The organism is Caulobacter mirabilis, from assembly GCF_002749615.1.
Classification (GTDB): domain Bacteria; phylum Pseudomonadota; class Alphaproteobacteria; order Caulobacterales; family Caulobacteraceae; genus Caulobacter; species Caulobacter mirabilis.
Map to the genome: position 1 here is coordinate 4,474,680 of NZ_CP024201.1, position 19,950 is coordinate 4,494,629.

Below are 19,950 nucleotides of genomic sequence, written 5' to 3' on the forward strand. Positions count from 1 at the left end.
ATTGCATGTGAACAATCACTCACATTCATGGAGGGCGCGATGTCCGACGTTGGAAACGACCACATCAAGATACCCATCAAGCCGAGGTCCACCGGCTGGGGCGGCAAGGCCCTGCTGGTCTGCGCCCTGGCCCTGGTGATGACCATCCCGGCCCTGTTCGTGTGGGCCCTGATCGCCGACCGCTCGAGCCGGTCGGACAAGGTCGTGCGCGAGGTTTCCGCCATGCAGGGCGGCGCCCAGCAGGTGCTGGGGCCGGTCCTGGTCGCGCCCTACACCATCCCCGCCAAGCCCGGCGCGGAAGCGATCACCGACTGGTACGTGATCTCGGCCGACACCGGGACGGCAAATGTCGCGGTCAAGACCGACACCCGCAAGCGCGGCATCTTCGAGGTGCCGGTCTACAGCGCCGTCGTCGACATCAGCGCGACCTTCAGCGCCCCGCCGGCGGCGCCGAACCTGCCGGCCGGCGCGGTCGTCGACTGGAGCCGGGCCCAGGTCGTGCTGGGCTTCTCCGACCTCCGCGGCGGCAAGCTCGACCCCGTCGCGACCGTGACCACGCCGGCGGGCGAGAGCCGCCTGGCCTTCGCCCCCGCTTCGGGAATCAATCTCGGCAAGCCTGGTTTCGCCGAGGGAGTCGCCTCCGAGAGCGGCCGCTACAACAGCGGCGGCGAAGGCGGTCGCTTCGGCCTGGTCTCGGCGCCCGCCGCCCCGCTGCTCAACGGCGGCGCGCTGAAGACCAAGCTGACCTTCACCGGCGCCCAGCGCGTGGCGGTCCTGCCGTTCGCCAAGGCCACCCAGGTCTCGATCAGCGGCGATTGGCCGGCGCCCAGCTTCGACGGCGGCTTCCTGCCCACCACCCACGTCTCCAAGGACGGGCGTTTCACGGCCAACTGGAGCGTGCCCTTCATGGCCCGCGGCATGGCCGACCAGGGCCCCAGCGGCGCGGTCTCGATCGGCGAACTGGGCCAGAAGGACCTGGGCGTCAGCTTCCTGCGCACCAACAACCCGTACCAGAACGTCATCCGCGCCCTGAAGTACGCGGTCATGTTCGTCGGCCTGGTGTTCCTGACCTTCTTCGTGTTCGAGGCCCTGTCCGGCCGCCGTCTGCACCCGGCCCAGTACATCCTGATCGGCCTGGCGCAGATGGTCTTCTACCTGCTGCTGCTCAGCCTGTCGGAGTACATCGGCTTCGACCTGGGCTTCATCATAGCGGCAGCGGCCACCGTGGGGCTGATCGGCCTCTACGCCGGGGCGGCCTTCAAGGCCAAACGGTACAGCGTCCAGGCGCTGGTCATCTTCTCGGCGGTCTACGGCCTGATCTACCTGCTGATGCGGCTGGAGGACTTCGCCCTGCTGACCGGCTCGCTGGCCGCCTTCGTGGGCCTGAGCGTGGCGATGTGGCTGACGCGGAACATCGACTGGTACGGTGGAAAGGCCGAATCGGCGCCCATGCCGGGGACTTCCGCGCCCTGACGCGACGGAACGGCCCCTGTCCGACGTGGACAGGGGCCGCATCCGGTTCTAGATGATCGCCCAGGCTAGGTTATCGAAGTGAAGCGGCGGCATGGTTCAACTCGCGCTCCCCAAGAATTCCCGGATCGGCAAGGGCAAGCACTACGCGGCCCCGGCCGGCGCGAAGCGGGTCAAGACGTTCAAGATCTACCGCTACGACCCGGAAGGGACCGAGAACCCGCGCTGGGACACCTATGACGTCGACGTCGACGCCTGCGGCCCGATGCTCCTGGATGTGCTGATCCACATCAAGAACGACATCGACCCGACCCTGACCTTCCGCCGCTCGTGCCGCGAAGGCGTGTGCGGCTCCTGCGCCATGAACATCGGCGGCCGCAACACCCTGGCCTGCACCCATGGCTGGGCCGAGGTTCCGGGCAAGGAGATCCAGATCGCCCCGCTGCCGTCGCAGGCGGTGGTCAAGGACCTGGTTCCCGACCTGACCCTGTTCTACGCGCAGTACGCCTCGATCGAGCCGTGGCTGCACACCGAAACGCCCGAGCCGCAGAAGGAATGGCGCCAGTCGCCGGAAGACCGCTCCAAGCTGGACGGCCTGTACGAGTGCATCCTCTGCGCCTGCTGCTCGACCTCCTGCCCGAGCTACTGGTGGAACGGCGAGAAGTACCTCGGCCCGGCCACCCTGCTGCACGCCTACCGCTGGCTGATCGACAGCCGCGACGAGGCGACCGGCGACCGCCTGGACGCCCTCGAGGATCCGTTCAAGCTCTACCGCTGCCACACCATCATGAACTGCGCCCAGGTCTGCCCCAAGGGGCTGAACCCGGCCAAGGCCATCGCCGAGATCAAGAAGATGATGGTGGAGCGGGTGGCCTGACGAAGGCCCGGACCTTCGGTCTCCTGGCGCTCCTCTGGGGCGCCGCCGAGGGTTTTCTGTTCTTCATCGTTCCGGACGTGCTGATCAGCCTCGTCGCCCTGCGGCGAGGCTTTCGCATGGGCGCTTTGGCCGCAGGGCTGGCGGCGGCCGGGGCCATGGCCGGCGGGCTGGCGATGTACGGCTGGAGCGCCCGCGATCCCCAGGCCGCCCGTGCGGCGGTCGCCGCCGTCCCGGCCGTCTCCGACGCCATGATCGCCGACGCCGACCGCGCCATGCGGGACAAGGGCTGGTTTCGCGCCGCGCTTGAGGGGCCGACGACCAGCACGCCGTATAAGGTCTACGCCATGCTGGCGCCCGGACAGGGGGTCGCTCCCCTGCCCTGGGCCGCCGCGGCCTTCCCGGTGCGCCTCCCGCGCTTCCTGCTGGTCGCCATCGGATTCGCCCTCCTCGGACGGCTGATCGGAGAGCGGGTTTCCCGACCGGCGGCGCTCGGCGTCTTCACCTTGGGCTGGCTGGTGTTCTATGGCTGGTTCTGGTGGAGCCATCCGGGATGACGACGCCGCTTGCAAAAAAGTGACGGGGTCGTCACGTTTATAAGAGACTTGGGAGGGCGGCGTTGGCCGATCTGAGTGCGAAAGTCCTGATCCTCGGCGCGGGCCACGCGGGCGGCTCGGCGGCGGCCTTCCTGCGCCAGTACGGCCACGAGGGCCCGATCGTGCTGGTCGGCGACGAGCCGATCCCGCCCTACCAACGCCCCCCGCTGAGCAAGGCCTGGCTCAAGGGCGAGGCCGACGCCGACAGCCTCGCGCTCAAGGACGCCGACTGGTACGCCGAGAACGGCTGCGACCTGAAGCTGGGCGTCCGCGCCGTCTCGTTGAACCGCGGAACCAAGACCGTCGTGCTGTCGAACAGCGAAACGGTGTCCTACGACGTCCTGATCATCGCCACCGGCGCCCGGGCGCGGAAGCTGCCGATCCCTGGCGCGGACCTGGCCGGCGTGCTGGAGCTGCGCACCGCGGCCGACGCCGAGGCGCTGAAGGCGGCGCTGGGCGAGGGCAAGCGCCTGGCCGTCATCGGCGGCGGCTATGTCGGGCTGGAGGCGGCCGCCTCGGCCCGGGCGCTCGGCGCCCACGCCCTGGTCGTCGAGCGGGAGGCGCGCATCCTGGCCCGGGTGGCCTGCAACGTCCTGTCCGACTTCTTCACCGGCTACCACGAGCAGCGCGGCGTGGCGTTCGAGCTGGGCGTCGAGGTGAAGGCCTTCGAGGGCGAGAACGGCCAGATCCGCCGCGTGCGCCTGTCCGACGACCGCGTCATCGACTGCGACGCCGCCCTGGTCGGGGTCGGCGCCATCCCCAACGACGAGATCGCCCGCGAGGCCGGGCTGGAGTGCGTCAACGGCGTGGTCGTGGATCTCGAAGCCCGCACGGCCGACCCCGCCGTCTACGCCATCGGCGACGTCACCCACCGGCCGCTGCCGCTCTACGATCGCCAATTCCGGCTGGAGAGCGTGCCCAACGCGCTGGAGCAGGCCAAGGTCGTCGCCAGCGCGATCGCCGGCCGCGCCGCGCCGACGCCGGAGGTGCCCTGGTTCTGGTCCGACCAGTACGACCTGAAGCTCCAGATCGCCGGCCTGCCGTTCGACGCCGACCGCATCATCGTGCGCGGCGATCCGGCCGCGGCCAAGTTCGCCGTCTTCCATCTGAAGGGCGACCAGGTCCAGGCCGTCGAGGCCGTCAACGCGCCGCCCGAATTCATGGTCGGCAAGCAACTCATCGGGTCCCGCAAGCTCGTCGCCGCCGACAGGCTTGCGGATTCGTCAGTTTCCATGAAAGAGGTCGTCGCCTAAATCGGCGACCCGAGAAGAAGAGGCGTCAAGGGGAGCGTATGACCAAGATCACCTACATCGAGCACGACGGCACGGAACATGTGGTCGATGTGAAGAACGGCCTTTCCGTCATGGAAGGGGCGATCAAGAACAACATCCCCGGCATCGACGCCGACTGCGGCGGCGCCTGCGCCTGCGCGACCTGCCACGTCTATGTGGACGCCGCCTGGGAGGACAAGACGGGCGACAAGTCGGCCATGGAGGAGTCGATGCTCGACTTCGCCGAGAACGTCGAACCCAACAGCCGCCTGTCCTGCCAGATCAAGGTCAGCGACGCGCTCGACGGCCTGGTCGTGCGCATGCCGGAAAGCCAGCACTAGAATCCTCTTACCTCTCCCGCCGGGAGAGGGGGACCATGCGAAGCATGGTGGAGCGGGCCCACGATCGAAAGGTCGGCTGGGCCCGTTGTGCTGTCTGGCGGCTTCGGCCTTCTCCACCACGCCTGCGGCGTGGTCCCCCTCCCCCAAGGGGGAGGATAGCCGCGGCTCAGAACCCCAGCTCCCGCTGGCCGCTCTCGATCTGGGCGGCCTCGGGCAGATGGCAGGTGAAGGTCGAGCCGTTGTTCGGCTCGCTCTCCAGAGCCACCCAGCCGCCGTGCAGCTCGACCAGCGCCTTGACCAGCGCCAGGCCCAGGCCAGGACCGCCGCGGTCGCGGCCGACGAAGCGGTCGAAGATGTGCGCCTGGACGTGGAACGGCACGCCGCGGCCGGTATCGGACACCGCCAGCCGCACCTCGCCCGCCGCCCGCACCGCCGACAGCGTCACCACGCCCTCCGGCGGGGTCTGGCGCAGGGCGTTCTCGACCAGATGGTCCAGCGTCTGGCCCAGCCGTTTCCAGTCGCCGCGGATCAGGCCGACGTCCTCGCCGACCTCCAGCTTCAGCGTCACCTTCTGCGCCTCGGCCTGGTGCGCCCAGCGCCCCGCCGTCTCGGTGATCAGGTCCTCGACCCGCACGTCGCCGGTCTCCAGCGCCATCTCGTCGGCGTCGATGGCGGCGATGTCGAGCACGTCGTCGATCGACCGGCCCAGCTGGGTCGCCGCCTGCCGGACAGCGCTCAGGTGCACGCGGCCGCGATCGGGGATCGCCTCGCCCATCCGGTCCAGCAGCTCGGCGTAGCCGATGATCGTGGTGAGCGGCGTGCGCAACTCGTAGGAGACGTTGCCGACGAACTCGCGCTTCAGCCGTTCGGCGCTGTCCAGCGCGGCTTCGCGATCGGCCAGGGCCCCCTCCAGGCGACGCGCGTCGCTGATGTCGTCGAAGGCGATGAGCGTCGCGCCGTCGGGCAGCGGCCGCGACTGCCAGGACAGGATGCGGCCGTCGGAGGTCTTGGCCTCGCCGGAGGTCGGGGCCCGGGCCTCGGGATCGGGGTCGGCGACCCGGCCCTTCAGCTCGCGCCAGAAGGCCATGTCGTGCAGGCGGGGCACGCACAGCTCGACGACCCGCTCGAAGTCGCCGGCCTCCTCCAGCTGGGCGGCGGTGACGTTCCAGAACCGCTCGAAGGCCTCGTTGTGCAGCCGCAGCCGGCCGTCGGAGCCGAACACCACGACCGCGTCGTTCAGCTTGTCCAGGGTCGCCTGCTGCACCTTGAGCTGGGCGTTGTACTGGGCCTTCAGCTTCAGGTCGTCGGTGATGTCGGAGAACAGCAGCAGCAGCCCGCCCATCGGATGGGGCTGGCGCACGAGCCGCAGGGTCCGGCCGTCGGGCAGGTTCCACAGATCGTCCGGCTGCGGCCCCAGGGCCTCGTAGCGCGACAGCTCGCCGGCCTTCCATTTGGCGTAGTCGGCGGTCTCCGGCAGCCGCTGCCGCTGGCGCAGACGGTCGAGGATCTCGCCGTGCGTCGGCCGCTCGGCCAGCCAGGCCGGCTCGAGCGCCCAGAGCTGGGCGAAGGCGGCGTTGTGGAACACCAGCCGGCGGGTCGGGCCGAAGATGGCCACCGCCTCGGCAATATGGTTCAGGGTCTCGTCGTGCGCCTCGACATGGCGCTTGAAGGCGTCCTGCGTCTCCTGCGCCTGGGTGCCGTCGATGGTGCGGACCCCGACGCCGCCGCCTTGCAGCGGCTGGGCGACCACCCTCAGCGACTTGCGCCGGCCGGCCACGGAGATCCAGCGCGTCATCTCGCGCCGGTCGCCCAGGTTGGCGGCCTCGGCGGCCAGGACGTCCGCGCCCTTGTCCAGCGACAGGCGGCGGGCGGCGGCGTCGGCGAAGTCGCGGGCCCCGACCGCGTCCAGCCAGGCCCGGTTCGCCCATTGCACCGCGCCGTCGGACGAGGCGATCCAGGCCGGATCGGCGTCGCCGTCGAGGAAGGCGGCCATCCGGGCGGCGCTCGGCAGAGCGGCCTCCTCGGCCGAGGCGGCGGTGAGACGCAGCCAGGCCAGCGCGCCGGCCGCGCGACCCTCGACCGCCACCGCGCCCTGCGGCCCCCGCGCCTCGAACGCGCAAGGCTCGCCCCGCTCGAACAGCGCGCGCAGCTTGACGGCGTGGTCGGGGTCGGCGCGCATCAGGGCGTTGACGATCGCCTGCGGGTCGGACTCGGCCAGGCCGAAGGCCGCGGCGCAGGCGGCCAGGCTCTCTTCGCCCGAGGCCAGGTGCGCCCGGCCGTCGTCGATCACCAGCAGGGCGCTGTCGAAGGCCTCGGCCGAGGCCTGCGCGACCTCCGCCCCGCCCTCGGCCGCCTCCAGCCGGGCCTGAAGACGCTGCAGCCGGCGCTCCATCATCCGGCGCTGGGAGAGGCTCCACAGCGTCGTCCCGACGGCCAGACAGACCGCGCCCGCGGCGGCCGCGGCGATCAGGTCCATCTGCGTCATTGTTGGCCCGCCCGAATCATGACGGCTCAAGATAGGCGAGACGAACCCTCGGGGCGACTGGCGAAGCGGCGCGGGCCACGCCATCTTGGCGGCATGAGCTTCCCTCCCAGCGCCGCCGCGCCCTCCCTCGACGACCTGGCGACCATCGCCGAGCGCGCCTTCGCCGCCCTGCCCTCCCCGTTCCGCGAGCTGACCGCCGAGGCGGTGATCCGCGTCGACGACTTCGCCGACAACGAAGTGCTGGATGAACTGGGCATCGAGGATCCTTTCGAGCTGACCGGCCTGTACCAGGGCGTCGACCTGTCGCGTCGCTCGGTGTTCGACATCGAGGGCGGCCCCTCGCGCATCTTCCTCTACCGCCGCCCGATCCTCGACGAATGGGCCGAGCGCGGGAACGTCACCCTCGAGGAACTGGTCACCCACGTCCTGATCCACGAGATCGGCCACCACTTCGGCCTGTCCGACGACGACATCCACCGGATCGAAGACGAAGCGTGAGGAAATCTGCTACGGGCGAGGCGTCCCAACCTGAAGAGCCGCTCATGCACGCGCCCGCCTTCGACTTCGACGCTGTCGTCCGTGACATGCCTGAGGCCCGCGTCGGCCGCGGCCTGAACTATGCGGAGAAGGGCTGGGCGAGCCTCGTCGAATGCAGTCCGCAGGGCGTGCTGGCCCATGTGCTGGGCGAGCGCGGCATCGCCTTCGTGGTCGAGGTCTCCGCGCCCGACGCCTCGGACGCCCGCTGCACCTGCGAGGATTTCGCCGACACCGGCCTGCGCTGCAAGCATGTGGTGGCCACGGTGAAGACAGTGCTCGACGCCGACGACGAGACCCTGAAGGACGCCGACGAGCGCCTGCCGCGCCTGCTCGACATGCTGGAGATGGAGGAGCGCGACGACGCCTTCGCCCTGGTCGAACGCGCCCGCCGCGACCCGGTCCTGCTCCGCGAACTGGAAGGCGAGGCGGCGGCGGACGCGTAGGGGCCGGGACATGCTCCGCGAAGCAGTGCGTGTCCCCGGGGATAACCACGCGACGATCCGCTGATTTTGTTGGGCTTTCCGGGAGGAAAGGCGGGGATAGGCCGCGACTTATCCCCGCCCGCCGAACCCGTTCCATACTCATCTCATCCCGTCGCACGGGGAGGGCGCATGCGCAGGTGCTCTTGCGGCGACGGGCCGGGGTCCGAGCGGGGCCAGGCGCGAGGGGGTTACTCGCGCATCCGGGACGACGCGCCAGTACCCGCGTCGCCCGCCCGCCGGGGGCAGAACGGCTAAGCCCGAACAGGGCTGCCTACCGTCGCTCCCGATCAGACGGACCTCGCGGAGCGCACGGCCTGATCATTCTGACAAAGCGTACCCAACAGACATCCGGGTCAGACCGGAGCGCTCCGCACCACCTCCCCAGCCCGGGGACAGGCTCCGAAGGGGGCGTGTCCCCTATCCCCGCACGCCGATGCGGGGACACGCACCGCTGCGCGGAGCATGTCCCCCGCCCCGTTGAAGATGACGCCCCCGTCACTTTCTCGTTGACCGTCGGTCTCTTTAAGTGGACAGTGTTCACATCAGAAGGCGCGAGGTCCGATCAACGGGCCCCGCCTTGTCATGTGGCCGGAGGACAGCAGTGACCGACAAGAACATCACCAAGGACGCGATGTACGACGCGGTGGCGCCGGACGATTTCGAGTCGATGCTCGAACTCGACCGCTACAACAACCGCTCGACGGCCTTCGACAAGATCATCTCGGCGACCCACGACCACTTCTGGGATCCGCTGGACAAGGAATACATCGACTTCGACGAACCGTTCGACATGGAGAACACCCCCATCGTTCCCGAGGAACTGGTGGTGTCCCTGTCGACCGACTACGTGTCCAACCACCTGTCGGACCCCAAGACCCGCACCCGGTTCATCAACCAGTCGACCCTGCGGGCCTTCTCCTCGATCCTCCACGGGGAGCAGGGCGCGCTGAACCTGTCGGCCAGCCTCTGCCACGTGCTGAAGGACCAGGGCGCGCAGGAGTACGCGGCCAACCAGACCCGCGAGGAAGCCCGCCACGTCACGGCCTTCGCCAAGTACATCAAGGCCCGCTGGGGCCGTCCGGTGGAATGTGGCCCGACCCTGAAGGCCCTGCTGATCGAGATCATCGACGCGCCGGAGGTCTACAAGAAGATCATCGGCATGCAGATGCTGGTGGAGGGCCTGGCCATGGGCGCCTTCGCCACCTTCTTCAACAAGATCAATGACCCGCTCGGCAAGAAGCTGATGCAGCTGGTCATGACCGACGAGGCCTTCCACCACAAGTTCGGGAAGATCTGGGCCGACCGCACCGTGCCCAAGCTGTCGCCGGAAGAGCACGCGATCATCGAGGACTGGGCGGCCCACTGCTTCCAGGCGGTGCTGTTCAACCTGGTCGGCCCGAACCAGCAGCGCGACCTCTATGAGGAGTTCGGCCTGGATCCGGACAAGGTCATCGCCGAGTTCGCGCTGATCATGACCGACGAGGCCCGTCGCGAGAACATGAAGGAGCAGACCAACATCTTCCGGGTGCTGGTGAAGACGCTCCTCAACGCCGGCATCATCACCGACCGCACCAAGGCCTTCTACGCCATGTACGTCGACCTCGATGAGCTGAAGAGCGAAGGCGACCGCATGGTCGGCGACGACATCGCCGAGGACGGCATCCGCTACCTGCAGGCGATCAACTTCAAGGGCGGCGAGCACCGCACGGTCAACATCGCGGCCGAGTAAGCTCCGCTCACGGCGGACTTTCGACAGCGCCCCGTCGCAACCGCGGCGGGGCGTTTCGCGTTCCACGGCCCTGACGTAAAAGGCCATGGAATGACTCTACGCCCCGCCCTCGCCCTCGCGACCGCACTAGCCGTCGCCGCCCCCCTGACGGCGCCCCAGATCGCATGGGCCGCCGCGCCGCAGCCGACCAAGCCGGTCGCCGCCAGCTTCTACTCCGGCCGCTGGTACGAGATCGCCCGCATCCCCAACGCCGGCCAGCGCGACTGCCAGGCGCCCTATACCCAGTTCACCACCGGCGGCGCCGGGGCCTTCCAGGTCTCGCAGATCTGCCGCCAGGGCTCACCTGCGGGCAAGGCCAGGACCTTCAACACCAAGGGGCGGGTGCTGCCGGGGGCGAACAACGCCAAGTTCGAGATGAGCTTCCTGGGCGGGATGAAGAAGCAGGAGTACTGGGTGCTCGACTGCGCCGCCGACGGCTCCTGGGCGATCATGGCCACGCCAGGCGGCAACTATATCTGGCTGCTGTCGCGGAAGGAGGCCGTCACCCAGGCCGTCCGCGACGCGCTCGTCGCCCGCATCCGCGCCCTGGGCTACGGCCAGAAGCTGGAATTCCCGGCGCACTAGGGGCGGCGACTCGAGACTCCGGTTGACACCGAACGAAACCGGAACATCAATGCGCCGGTGGACACCGTCACCCTCAGCATCGTCGCCGTCACCCGGCCGGAAACCACTCTCGCGGTCACGCGCGGGGCCTATCGGCTGCTGGCGGAGATGGCCTACGCGCCGCTGGCCGAAGTGGGGCTGCCCAACGGACGGCGGGCGGACCTGATGGCGTTGGGGCCCAAGGGCGAGATCGTCATCGTCGAGGTGAAGTCCTCGGCTGAGGACTATCTGACCGACCGGAAGTGGGGCGAGTACGCCCCCTACTGCGACGCCTTCTTCTTCGCCGTGGCGCCGGAGTTCCCCATGGGCCTGCTGCCCGAGGAGCCGGGGCTGATCGTGGCCGACGGCTTCGGCGGGGCCGTGGTCCGGGACGCGCCGCGGTTTCCGCTGGTCGCGGCGCGGCGCAAGGCCCTGACACTGGCCTTCGCCCGGCTGGCGGCGTTCCGGAGCTGAACCGTCTAGGGACATGTACCGAAGGTACGTGTCCCTGAGACTCCATGATTGGGAGGGGACACGCACCGCTTCGCGGAGCATGTCCCGGATGGTCCCCGCCCCTACCGCGGCGCGCGCTTGGCCAGGATGCGCTGCAGGGTGCGACGGTGCATCGACAGGCGGCGGGCGGTCTCGGACACGTTGTGGCCGCACAGCTCGTAGACCCGCTGGATATGCTCCCAGCGCACCCGGTCGGCGCTCATCGGGTTCTCCGGCGGGGCCGGCGCGGCGCCCATGGCGAGCAGGGCCCGGACCACGTCGTCGGCGTCGGCCGGCTTGGCCAGATAGTCGACCGCCCCGGCCTTCACCGCCGCCACGGCGGTGGCGATGTTGCCGTAGCCGGTCAGCATGACCACCCGCGCCTCGGGCCGGGCGTCGCGGACGGCCTGGACCACGCGGAGCCCGGTGCCGTCGTCCAGCCGCATGTCGAGCACCGCATGGGCGGGCGGCGAGCCGCGGACGCTGTCCAGCGCTTCGGCGACGCTGCCGGCCAGCCGCACGTCGAAGCCGCGCTGCTCCAGCGCACGCCCGAGGCGGGTGCGCAGCGCCGCGTCGTCGTCCAGCACCAGAAGGCTGCGGTCCGCCAGTCCGGCCACGGCTTGATCGAGTTCCGCCATCAGGCTCGAATCCTTCTCAATGGGACGCGCCCTGGTTGCAAATCAGGCGTGTCATTCTGTCGCGTCCACGCCCTCTGCATCAAGCCCCGAGAACGGTTCCCGTTCCGGCTCGGCTTCGATCGCGTCGCGCCGCCAGCGCGCCGTGACCACGGCGCCGCCCCGGCGATCGTTGCGGAAATCGACCGCGGCGCCGGTCCGCTCGAGCAGGGTCTTGGCGATGAAGAAGCCCAGACCCATGCCGACGTGACCGCTGCGCAGGGACTCCGGGGCCGGACGACTGGTGACATAGGGCTCGCCCAGCTTGACCAGGACCTCGGGCGCGAAGCCCGGACCGTCGTCCCGCACCTCGATGATGATCTGTTTGGCGTCGAACCGGGCGGTGACCAGGATCTCCGACTTGGCAAAGTCGACGGCGTTGTCGACGAAGGCGGTCAGGGCGTGCAGCACCTCCGGCAGGCGCCAGATCTCCGGCGGCGGCTCGTCCAGCGGGCCGGAGACCAGGGCCTCGACCCGCACGTCGGGCCGTCGGGCGTGCGGCGCGATCGACTCCTGGACCACCTGCAGCAGGCTCATCCGCTCGTGGACGACGTCGGCCTGGTCGGGGGACTTGGTCAGCCGCCGGAGAATGTCGCGGCAGCGCTCGGCCTGGGCGACCAGCAGATCGGCGTCTTCCTTCATCTGCCCCTCGGGCGCGACGCGGGCCATCTCCTTGGCGACGATCGACATGGTCGCCAGCGGCGTGCCCAGTTCGTGCGCCGCCGCCGCCGCCAGGGCGCCGAGAGCCGACAGCCGCTGCTCGCGGGCCAGCACGGTGTGCACGGTGTCGAGCGCCAGCTCCATCCGCGCGCCTTCCTGCGCCGCGAACCAGGCATAGGCCGCGGTGAACGAGATGCCGAGCACCCGGGCGACGACGATGCCAATGCGGGTCATGATGGGCGGGTTGAACGGCTCGGCGTCCAGGGTCGGCAGCGGCATGGCCTGGACGGTCAGCGCCACGCTGGCGGCGATCGCCAGCAGGCAGAGCAGGATGGTGTGGCGCAGCGGCAGGGCGGTGGCGGCCAGCACCGCCGGCCCGATCAACAGCAGCGAGAACGGGTTGATCACGCCGCCAGTCAGGTACAGCAGGCCCGACAGCTGCAGGATGTCGAAGGCGATATGGGCCGAGGCCTCGCTGTCCGTGGCCATGCGCTGGCCGGACGACGCCAGACTGACCAGGACGTTCAGCCAGGCCGACAGCGCGATCAGGGCGAAGCAGGGCGCGAAGGGCACCGGCAGGTTCAGCCCGAAGCCGACGATCAGGACCGTGATGGTCTGGCCCGCGACCGCCACCCACCGCAGGGTCGTCAGGGTGCGGATGCGCAGGCGGCCCCGCCGCGGCAGCCCGTTGGGCCAGAGCGCGTCCCACCCTTGCGCGGTCGGCCGCCCGGGCCTATCGAGGCCCGGTCCGGGGGCAGCCGTCCCGGGATCAGTCAACGCCATGACGTCATCTGGCGCCAATTCGCGGCCGATGGCGAGCCCTGTTGGAGACGCCGACCCGTGCCCCGCCATCGCCTTATCCTGATCATCGCCTGCATCGTCGGGGCCGCCATCGCCGGCGGACTGGCCTGGAAGGCGGGCGTGTTCCGCACCCAGGAGGAAGCCTCCGCCGGCGCCGTCGGCGGTCCGTTCCAGCTGGTCGACCAGACCGGCAAGCCGGTGGACCAGACGCTGCTGAACGGCAAGTGGAACGCGGTCTTCTTCGGCTTCACCTGGTGCCCGGACATCTGCCCCGGCACGCTGCAGGCCCTGACCGCCGCCTCGGACCAGCTGGGCCCGAAGGCCAAGGACCTTCGGATCGTGTTCATCTCGGTCGACCCGGCCCGCGACACCCCGGCGAAGGTCAAGGAATGGATCGACGCCCAGAGCGCGCCGGAGGGAACCGTCGGCCTGACCGGCACGCCGGAGCAGGTCGCCGCCGCCGCCAAGGCCTATCGGGTGGTCTACGAGAAGGCCGGCGAGGGCGAGAACTACCTCGTCAACCATTCCACGGCGATCTACCTGATGGACCCCAAGGGCCGCTTCAAGCGGGTGGTGGCCTACGGCATGACGCCCGAGCAGATGGCCGACCAGATCCGCGCGGCGATGCGCGGCGACGGATAGCGCTGGACTTCTCGCGGGCGCAATGTGTTATGCTGCACCGCAGCAACACCGAGTGCCCGGATGCTCTACGCCCTGCATGAAGCGACCTACTACGCGGCCTCGCCGATGCGCGCGGCCGCGCGCCTGGCCCGGGACTGGTGGTCATCGCCGCTGAACCCGGCGCGCGAGACCATGGTCGGCCGCAGCCTGTACGCCGGCGCCGACCTCTACGCCAACGTCACCCGGCGCTACGGCAAGCCCGACTGGCACATCGACGAGATCCAGGTGAACGGCCATCCCGTGCGGGTGCGCCCGACCACGGTCTGGGAAAGCCCCTGGTGCCGGCTGGTCCAGTTCGACCGCGACATGGCCGACATGCGCAACGCCGGCCGGCTGACGCTCGACCCGGCGGTGCTCATCGTGGCCCCGATGTCCGGCCACTACGCCACCCTGCTGCGCGGCACGGTCGAGGCCTTCGCGCCGGACCATGCGGTGTTCATCACCGACTGGAAGAACGCCCGCGACGTGCCGATGCTCGAGGGGCGGTTCGACTTCAACGACTACATCGACCACATCCAGCAGATGCTGCGGGCGATGGGCCACCGCGCCCACGTCGTGGCCGTCTGCCAGCCGGGCCCGCCGGTGCTGGCCGCCGCCGCCCTGATGGCCCAGGACCAGGACCCGCGGCGGCCGCGCACGATGACCTTCATGGGCTCGCCGATCGACGCTCGCCTGTCGCCGACCGTGACCAACAAGCTGGCCGAGGAACGGCCCTTCACCTGGTTCCAGTCAAACATGATCTACACCGTCCCGCCGCCCTATCCGGGCGTGGGCCGGCGCGTCTATCCGGGCTTCGTCCAGCTGGCCAGCTTCATGTCGATGAACCTGGAGCGGCACCAGAACGCCCACAAGCGCTACTTCCAGCACCTGGTCTCGGGTGACGGCGACAGCGCCGACAAGCACCTCGCCTTCTACGACGAGTATCTGGCGGTGATGGACCTGACCGAGGAGTTCTACCTCCAGACCATCGACCTGGTGTTCCAGAGCTACGCCCTGCCGAAGGGCGAGCTGGAGCATCGCGGACGCCTGGTGGATCCGGCCGCGATCACCGACATCGGCCTGATGACCGTCGAGGGCGAGCTGGACGACATCTCCGGCATCGGCCAGACCCAGGCGGCCCACGACCTGTGCCCCAACATCCCGGCCGACCTGAAGCTGGACTACATCCAGCAGGGCGTCGGCCACTACGGCGTGTTCAACGGCCGGCGATTCCGCGAGGAGATCTTCCCGAAGGTCGCCGACTTCATCCGCCGCTGCGACCCGGACTTCTGAAACGGCCCTTTTCGCGACGCGGGCGCGAGCCTATGTCATGGCCATGAACCTGTTCGGGCGGCGGCCGGCGTTCTCTCATGGCGATCGCATCGAGGCGGAGGGTTTCCCCATCCGTCTGACCGTCAACGCGCGCGCCCGGCGGGTCAGCCTGCGGATCGACCGCATCCGCCGAGAGGTCATCGCCGTCGCCCCCAGCGTCCGCCGCCTGCCCGAGGCCGTGGCCTTCGCGCGCGAGAAGGCCGACTGGATCGCCGGCCAGCTGGCCGACCTGCCGGACGGCCAGCCCCTCGGGCCCGGGATGGAGATCAGCCTGTTCGGCGCGCCCGTGCAGCTGCTGGCGAGCGCCGGCCGCGCGCGTTTCACGCCGGCCGCGGCCGATCGGCCCGCGGCGATCACCGCGCCGGACGACGCCGCCTTCGCCGACCGCGCGCTGCGCCTTGTGAAGACGGAGGCCCGCCGCTGGCTCGGCGAGCGGACGGCCCATTACGCCGACGCCCTGGGACGGCCTCTGCCGAAGGTGGCGATCACCGACACGCGCGGCCGCTGGGGATCCTGTCGCCCGGCCAGCCCTCGGGCAGAGGCCTCGATCCGCTACAGCTGGCGGCTGGCCCTCGCTCCGGAGGCTGTCGCGGACTATGTCGTGGCCCACGAATGCGCCCACCTCATCGAGGCCAACCACGGGCCGCGCTTCTGGGCGATCGTCCACGACCTGGTCGGGGACCACGCCCCCCACCGCGCCTGGCTCAAGCGCGAAGGCGCGCGGCTGCACGCCTTCGGCCGGGGTTAAGTCTAACTGGCGTCCGGGGCCGGCCAACGTCCACCGCGAGCATAACCCTGCACCGTATGTCCCCGCGAAGGCGGGGACCCAAGCCGACTGTGCGGCTTCACGGTTCGGGTCAGACTTGAGAGCCAGCTTGGGTCCCCGCCTTCGCGAGGACCTTCGGATTGAAAACAGTCGATCCCGGGCGGATTGTAGCCCCTCTAGTACGGGATTTCCTGCGGCGCCGGCGCCGGGGCTTTCGGCTCCGGCTGCGCGGGCGCGGTCGGCTGGGCCGGTTCGTTCCCGCCGATGCCGAGGTTGGACAGGATGTCGCCGATCGCGTCAGGCTGCTGCTCAGGCGACGGCGCGTAGCCGCCGGGGATCGGCTGGGCCTTCAGCCGCGGCAGGGCTTGGCCCATGAAGGCGCGCCAGATGCCCGCGGGCGCCCCGCCGCCGGACACGCCCTTCATCGGCTTGTTGTTGTCCTTGCCGGTCCAGACCGCGGTCACGAAGCCGCCCGTGTAGCCGACGAACCAGGCGTCGCGATAGTCGCTGGTCGTGCCGGTCTTGCCGGCGATGTCGTAGTTCGGAACCTTGGCCCGGCGGCCGCTGCCGCTGTTCACGACCTCGCGCATCATCTGGTTCATGTAGGGCAGCGCCGGCGACCCGATCACCGAGCTGCGGGCGCGCTTCTCGAGGCTGTGGTCGTACAGCACCTTGCCGCTGGTCGTCCGGATGCGCTGGATGCCGTAGCCCTTGGCCAGGTAGCCGCCGTTGGCGAACGGGGCGTAGGCCTGGGCCATCTCCAGCGGGCTGACCTCGACCGCGCCGAGCGCCATCGAGGGATCGGTCTGGATCTTGGAGGTGATGCCCAGGCGCCGGGCGGTGTTGGCCACGTTGCCGGTGCCGACGTCGTTGGCCAACCGGGCGGCGACGGTGTTCACAGATTGCGCCAGCGCGGTCTGCAGCGTGATCTGGCCCAGGAACCGGCCGGTGTAGTTGCGCGGCTCCCAGTTCCCGATCTTCACCGGCTCGTCGACGACCATCTCGCCCGGCACGTGCCCAGCCTCGACGGCGGTCAGGTAGACGAACGGCTTGAAGGCCGAGCCGGCCTGGCGGCGGGCGCTGGTGGCCCGGTCGAACTGGCTGTCGGAGTAGTCGGCCCCGCCGACATAGGCCCGGACCCGACCCTCGCCGTCGATGGCCACCAGGGCCGCCTGCTCGACGCCCTGGCCCTGGGCCGCGGCGACGCCGTTGCGCACGGCCGTCTCGGCCGCCGCCTGAATCGGCAGGTCCAGCGTGGTCTCGACGATCAGGTCCTCGGTCGGCTCCCCGACCAGCGCGCGGACCTGGCTGTCGACCCAGTCAGTGAAGTACTGGGCGCGCTGGTTGGCCAGCACGGCCGAGACTCGGACGGGCGTCTTGATCGCCTCTTCGCGCTGCTCGGCCGTGATCGCCTTGGTGGCGACCATCTCGTCCAGGACGATGTTGGCGCGGCGCTCGGCGCGGCCGGTGGCGGTGACGGGGCTGTAGCGCGACGGTCCCTTCATCATCCCGGCCAGCAGGGCGGCCTCGCCCAGGGTCAGCTTGGAGGCGGGCTTGTTGAAGTAGCGCTGGGCGGCGGCCTCGATGCCGTAGGCGCCGGCGCCGAAGTAGACCCGGTTCAGGTAGAGCGCCAGGATCTCCTTCTTGGTGAACTTCATCTCCAGCCACAGCGACAGGATCAGCTCCTGGGCCTTGCGTCGCGGCGTCTGGTCGAAGGTCAGGAACAGGTTCCGGGCCAGCTGCTGGGTGATGGTCGAGCCGCCGGCGGCCACGCACCAGCAGGAGATGTTCTTCACCATCGCCCGGCTGATGCCGATCGGGTCGAAGCCGGGATGGTAGTAGAAGCGCCGGTCCTCGATGGCGATGAAGGCCTTGGGCACGTAGTCCGGCAGCTTGTCCAGATCGACCGGCGGCGCGTACTGGCTGCCGCGCACGGCGATCAGCGCGCCCGAACGGTCGAGATAGGAGATCGACGGCTGCCGCGTGACATCGTTGAGCTTCGAGACGTCGGGCAGGTCGGTCGCGAACACCGCGAAGAGGGCGACCAGGAAGATCATCCCCCAGACCCCGATCACCGCGCCCCAGTAAAACAGCGCCTGGAGCGGCGTACGCCGTGCGCCCTGTGCCTTGGCCATGTGGTGTGTCGCTTAATCCGGAAAAGTCGAGCGCGCTCGATCGAGCGTCTAACGCCCCTGTATCGTTGACAACATATGAACACGACGTTTTCGCGGCGGAAGATAGCGGCCATAAGAGCCCCGTGACCGATTCCCTCCAGCCCGCCCGCGAGATCCTGCGCCACGTCTTCGGCCATCCCGACTTCCGGGGGCTGCAGGCCCAGGTCATCGGCGAGGTGCTGGCCGGGCGCAGCGCCATGGCCGTCCTGCCCACCGGGGGCGGCAAGAGCATGTGCTACCAGATCCCCAGCATCGTCCGGCCGGGACTGGGGCTGGTGGTCTCGCCGCTGATCGCCCTGATGGCCGATCAGGTCGAGGGTCTGAAGCAGTCGGGCGTCGCCGCCGAGCGGCTCGATTCGAACACCGACATGGACCAGCGCCAGGAGATCTGGCGGCGGATCGACGCCGGCGAGCTGGACCTGCTCTACCTGTCGCCCGAAGGCCTGGCCCAGCCGGCGATGCTGAACCGCCTTTCGCGCACGCCGCTGGCCCTGATCGCCATCGACGAAGCCCACTGCGTCAGCCAGTGGGGGCACGACTTCCGGCCCGAGTACCGCATGCTGGGCCGGCTGGCGGACATCTTCCCGGACGTGCCGCGCCTGGCCGTCACCGCCACGGCCGACGCCCGCACCCGCGAGGACATCCGCACCGAACTGCGCCTGGAGGGCGCGGCCGAGTTCGTCGACAGCTTCGCCCGTCCCGAGCTGGCTCTGACCGCCGAGCGCAAGCGCGGAGCCGGACACGGTCGGGTCGAGGAGCTGGTGCTGGCGCGGCCGGGCCGCTCCGGCGTGGTCTACGCGGGCTCCCGCGAGGGGACCGACAAGCTGGCCGAACGGCTCAAGGCCGCCGGCGTCCCGGCGCTGGCCTATCACGCCGGCCTCGACAAGACCCTGCGCGCCGACCGGCTGGAGCAGTTCCTGGAAGCGGACGAGGCGGTGATGGTCGCGACCATCGCCTTCGGCATGGGCGTCGACAAGCCGGACGTCCGCTTCGTGATCCACGCCGACCCGCCGGCCTCGATCGAGGCCTACTGGCAGGAGATCGGCCGCGCCGGCCGTGACGGTCAGCCCGCCGAGGGCATCACCCTGTACGGCTCGGCCGACATGGCCTGGGCCTTCCGCCGGATCGAGGGCCGCGAGGTCGGCGACGAGGTCCGCACGGTGCAGATGCGCAAGGTGCGCCAGCTGTACAACATGCTCGACGGCGTCGCCTGCCGGGCGGCGGCGGTGCGCCGCTACTTCGGCGAGGAAGGCGTCGCCCGCTGCGGCGTCTGCGACAACTGCGTCAGCCCGCCCAAGGCGATCGACGCCACCGTCAGCGCCCAGAAGGCGCTGGCCGCCGTACACCGCCTTGGCGGCCGGTTCGGACGCGGCCGCCTGGTCGATCACCTGCTCGGCAAGACCAAGGACGCCGGCCCGCAGGAAACTGGCCTCTCCACCTGGGGCATCGGCGCCGAATACAGCGCCGCCGGCTGGCGCGACCTGATCGACCAGCTGCTGTTCGAGGGCCTGCTGAGGGAAGATCCCAACGACGGCCGGCCGCTGATCGGGCTGGGCGACGCCGACGGGGTGAAGGGCGTCTATCGCGGCGAACGCCAGGTCTCCGTGCGCCAGCCGCCAGAGGCGACCGGCGACGCCGGGCGCGGCGGCGGGCGGCAGCGTCGGCGCGGCCGCGAACCCATGGAACCGCTGATCGGCGACGACCAGGTCCTGTTCGAAGCCCTGCGCGGCTGGCGGCGGGATGAAGCACACGAGCAGCATGTTCCGCCCTATGTCATCTTCCACGACGCCACCCTGGCGGCGATCGCCAAGGCGCGGCCACAGAGCCGTCCCGAGCTGGCCGCGATCAGCGGCGTCGGCGAGGGCAAGCTGGAGCGCTACGGGCGCGCCGTGCTGGACGTGATCCAGAACGCGGACCTGTACGGCTGACCCGCGGTGATGGACAGCGGCGCGGAGGGCGCCGAT

At 70.0% G+C, this 19,950-nt stretch carries 18 protein-coding genes; 14 read left to right on the forward strand and 4 right to left on the reverse strand.

The window, feature by feature from the left end:
* The first annotated feature begins 39 nt into the window (after positions 1-39).
* From creD to CSW64_RS21235, 5 genes are all read left to right on the forward strand, one after another.
* Positions 40-1,473, forward strand: a complete 1,434-nt coding sequence (gene creD, locus CSW64_RS21215; protein ID WP_172448644.1) for a cell envelope integrity protein CreD — start codon at positions 40-42, stop codon at positions 1,471-1,473.
* A gap of 91 nt (positions 1,474-1,564) precedes the next feature.
* Complete coding sequence (locus tag CSW64_RS21220) at positions 1,565-2,347, forward strand: succinate dehydrogenase iron-sulfur subunit (protein WP_099623976.1); 783 nt, start codon at positions 1,565-1,567, stop codon at positions 2,345-2,347.
* A 116-nt stretch (positions 2,348-2,463) separates the two neighbouring features.
* On the forward strand, positions 2,464-2,901 hold the full coding sequence (locus CSW64_RS21225) for a hypothetical protein (protein WP_150131464.1): 438 nt from the start codon (positions 2,464-2,466) through the stop codon (positions 2,899-2,901).
* A gap of 62 nt (positions 2,902-2,963) precedes the next feature.
* Positions 2,964-4,193 carry an NAD(P)/FAD-dependent oxidoreductase gene (locus CSW64_RS21230; protein WP_099623978.1) on the forward strand — a complete coding sequence of 410 codons (1,230 nt, stop codon included), beginning with the start codon at positions 2,964-2,966 and terminating at the stop codon, positions 4,191-4,193.
* A gap of 38 nt (positions 4,194-4,231) precedes the next feature.
* Positions 4,232-4,552 (forward strand): 2Fe-2S iron-sulfur cluster-binding protein, encoded by a 321-nt coding sequence (locus CSW64_RS21235; protein WP_099623979.1) that lies wholly within the window; start codon positions 4,232-4,234, stop codon positions 4,550-4,552.
* Between the two features lie 166 nt (positions 4,553-4,718).
* Here the strand turns inward: CSW64_RS21235 and CSW64_RS21240 are convergent, their stop codons facing one another.
* On the reverse strand, positions 4,719-7,037 hold the full coding sequence (locus CSW64_RS21240; RefSeq protein ID WP_099623980.1) for a sensor histidine kinase: 2,319 nt from the start codon (positions 7,035-7,037) through the stop codon (positions 4,719-4,721).
* Between the two features lie 93 nt (positions 7,038-7,130).
* On the opposite strand from CSW64_RS21240, the gene CSW64_RS21245 reads away from it, so the two are divergent.
* From CSW64_RS21245 to mmcB, 5 genes are all read left to right on the forward strand, one after another.
* Positions 7,131-7,535 (forward strand): metallopeptidase family protein, encoded by a 405-nt coding sequence (locus tag CSW64_RS21245; RefSeq protein ID WP_099623981.1) that lies wholly within the window; start codon positions 7,131-7,133, stop codon positions 7,533-7,535.
* A gap of 44 nt (positions 7,536-7,579) precedes the next feature.
* A complete protein-coding gene (locus tag CSW64_RS21250) occupies positions 7,580-8,017 on the forward strand; it encodes an SWIM zinc finger family protein (RefSeq protein WP_099623982.1) in 438 nt (145 codons plus the stop codon).
* Positions 8,018-8,657: 640 nt separating this feature from the next.
* Entirely contained in the window at positions 8,658-9,785 is a 1,128-nt protein-coding gene (locus CSW64_RS21255; RefSeq protein ID WP_099623983.1) for a ferritin-like domain-containing protein, read from the forward strand.
* A gap of 90 nt (positions 9,786-9,875) precedes the next feature.
* A complete protein-coding gene (locus tag CSW64_RS21260) occupies positions 9,876-10,409 on the forward strand; it encodes a lipocalin family protein (protein WP_099623984.1) in 534 nt (177 codons plus the stop codon).
* A gap of 78 nt (positions 10,410-10,487) precedes the next feature.
* A complete protein-coding gene (gene mmcB, locus CSW64_RS21265; protein ID WP_099624379.1) occupies positions 10,488-10,901 on the forward strand; it encodes a DNA repair putative endonuclease MmcB in 414 nt (137 codons plus the stop codon).
* 101 nt (positions 10,902-11,002) lie between these two features.
* Here the strand turns inward: mmcB and CSW64_RS21270 are convergent, their stop codons facing one another.
* Both CSW64_RS21270 and CSW64_RS21275 read right to left on the reverse strand, forming a co-directional pair.
* A complete protein-coding gene (locus CSW64_RS21270; RefSeq protein WP_099623985.1) occupies positions 11,003-11,557 on the reverse strand; it encodes an ActR/PrrA/RegA family redox response regulator transcription factor in 555 nt (184 codons plus the stop codon).
* A 51-nt stretch (positions 11,558-11,608) separates the two neighbouring features.
* A complete protein-coding gene (locus CSW64_RS21275) occupies positions 11,609-13,036 on the reverse strand; it encodes an ActS/PrrB/RegB family redox-sensitive histidine kinase (RefSeq protein ID WP_099623986.1) in 1,428 nt (475 codons plus the stop codon).
* Between the two features lie 57 nt (positions 13,037-13,093).
* On the opposite strand from CSW64_RS21275, the gene CSW64_RS21280 reads away from it, so the two are divergent.
* Genes CSW64_RS21280 through CSW64_RS21290 form a run of 3 tightly spaced genes read left to right on the forward strand, consistent with a single transcriptional unit; the run spans position 13,094 to position 15,794 of the window.
* Positions 13,094-13,696: an SCO family protein gene (locus CSW64_RS21280; protein WP_099623987.1), complete on the forward strand. Its 603-nt coding sequence runs from the start codon at positions 13,094-13,096 to the stop codon at positions 13,694-13,696.
* Between the two features lie 60 nt (positions 13,697-13,756).
* Positions 13,757-15,007, forward strand: a complete 1,251-nt coding sequence (locus CSW64_RS21285) for a polyhydroxyalkanoate depolymerase (protein ID WP_099623988.1) — start codon at positions 13,757-13,759, stop codon at positions 15,005-15,007.
* Positions 15,008-15,044: 37 nt separating this feature from the next.
* A complete protein-coding gene (locus CSW64_RS21290; protein WP_425430359.1) occupies positions 15,045-15,794 on the forward strand; it encodes a M48 family metallopeptidase in 750 nt (249 codons plus the stop codon).
* Positions 15,795-15,988: 194 nt separating this feature from the next.
* Here the strand turns inward: CSW64_RS21290 and CSW64_RS21295 are convergent, their stop codons facing one another.
* Positions 15,989-17,947 (reverse strand): transglycosylase domain-containing protein, encoded by a 1,959-nt coding sequence (locus tag CSW64_RS21295; RefSeq protein WP_099623989.1) that lies wholly within the window; start codon positions 17,945-17,947, stop codon positions 15,989-15,991.
* A gap of 122 nt (positions 17,948-18,069) precedes the next feature.
* Between CSW64_RS21295 and recQ the strand changes: the two genes are divergently transcribed.
* Positions 18,070-19,914 (forward strand): DNA helicase RecQ, encoded by a 1,845-nt coding sequence (gene recQ / locus CSW64_RS21300; RefSeq protein WP_245863784.1) that lies wholly within the window; start codon positions 18,070-18,072, stop codon positions 19,912-19,914.
* The last annotated feature ends 36 nt before the right edge of the window (positions 19,915-19,950 follow it).

What these genes read in the sequence shown, in the direction of transcription:
- CSW64_RS21295 (WP_099623989.1), bottom strand. Translation starts at nt 17,947, where the DNA reads ATGGCCAAGGCACAGGGCGCACGGCGTACGCCGCTCCAGGCGCTGTTT.
- CSW64_RS21245 (WP_099623981.1), top strand. Translation starts at nt 7,131, where the DNA reads ATGAGCTTCCCTCCCAGCGCCGCCGCGCCCTCCCTCGACGACCTGGCG.
- creD (WP_172448644.1), top strand. Translation starts at nt 40, where the DNA reads ATGTCCGACGTTGGAAACGACCACATCAAGATACCCATCAAGCCGAGG.
- CSW64_RS21290 (WP_425430359.1), top strand. Translation starts at nt 15,045, where the DNA reads ATGGCCATGAACCTGTTCGGGCGGCGGCCGGCGTTCTCTCATGGCGAT.
- CSW64_RS21285 (WP_099623988.1), top strand. Translation starts at nt 13,757, where the DNA reads ATGCTCTACGCCCTGCATGAAGCGACCTACTACGCGGCCTCGCCGATG.
- CSW64_RS21225 (WP_150131464.1), top strand. Translation starts at nt 2,464, where the DNA reads ATGGGCGCTTTGGCCGCAGGGCTGGCGGCGGCCGGGGCCATGGCCGGC.
- CSW64_RS21220 (WP_099623976.1), top strand. Translation starts at nt 1,565, where the DNA reads ATGGTTCAACTCGCGCTCCCCAAGAATTCCCGGATCGGCAAGGGCAAG.
- CSW64_RS21240 (WP_099623980.1), bottom strand. Translation starts at nt 7,037, where the DNA reads ATGACGCAGATGGACCTGATCGCCGCGGCCGCCGCGGGCGCGGTCTGT.
- CSW64_RS21260 (WP_099623984.1), top strand. Translation starts at nt 9,876, where the DNA reads ATGACTCTACGCCCCGCCCTCGCCCTCGCGACCGCACTAGCCGTCGCC.
- CSW64_RS21275 (WP_099623986.1), bottom strand. Translation starts at nt 13,036, where the DNA reads ATGGCGTTGACTGATCCCGGGACGGCTGCCCCCGGACCGGGCCTCGAT.
- CSW64_RS21270 (WP_099623985.1), bottom strand. Translation starts at nt 11,557, where the DNA reads ATGGCGGAACTCGATCAAGCCGTGGCCGGACTGGCGGACCGCAGCCTT.
- CSW64_RS21235 (WP_099623979.1), top strand. Translation starts at nt 4,232, where the DNA reads ATGACCAAGATCACCTACATCGAGCACGACGGCACGGAACATGTGGTC.
- CSW64_RS21250 (WP_099623982.1), top strand. Translation starts at nt 7,580, where the DNA reads ATGCACGCGCCCGCCTTCGACTTCGACGCTGTCGTCCGTGACATGCCT.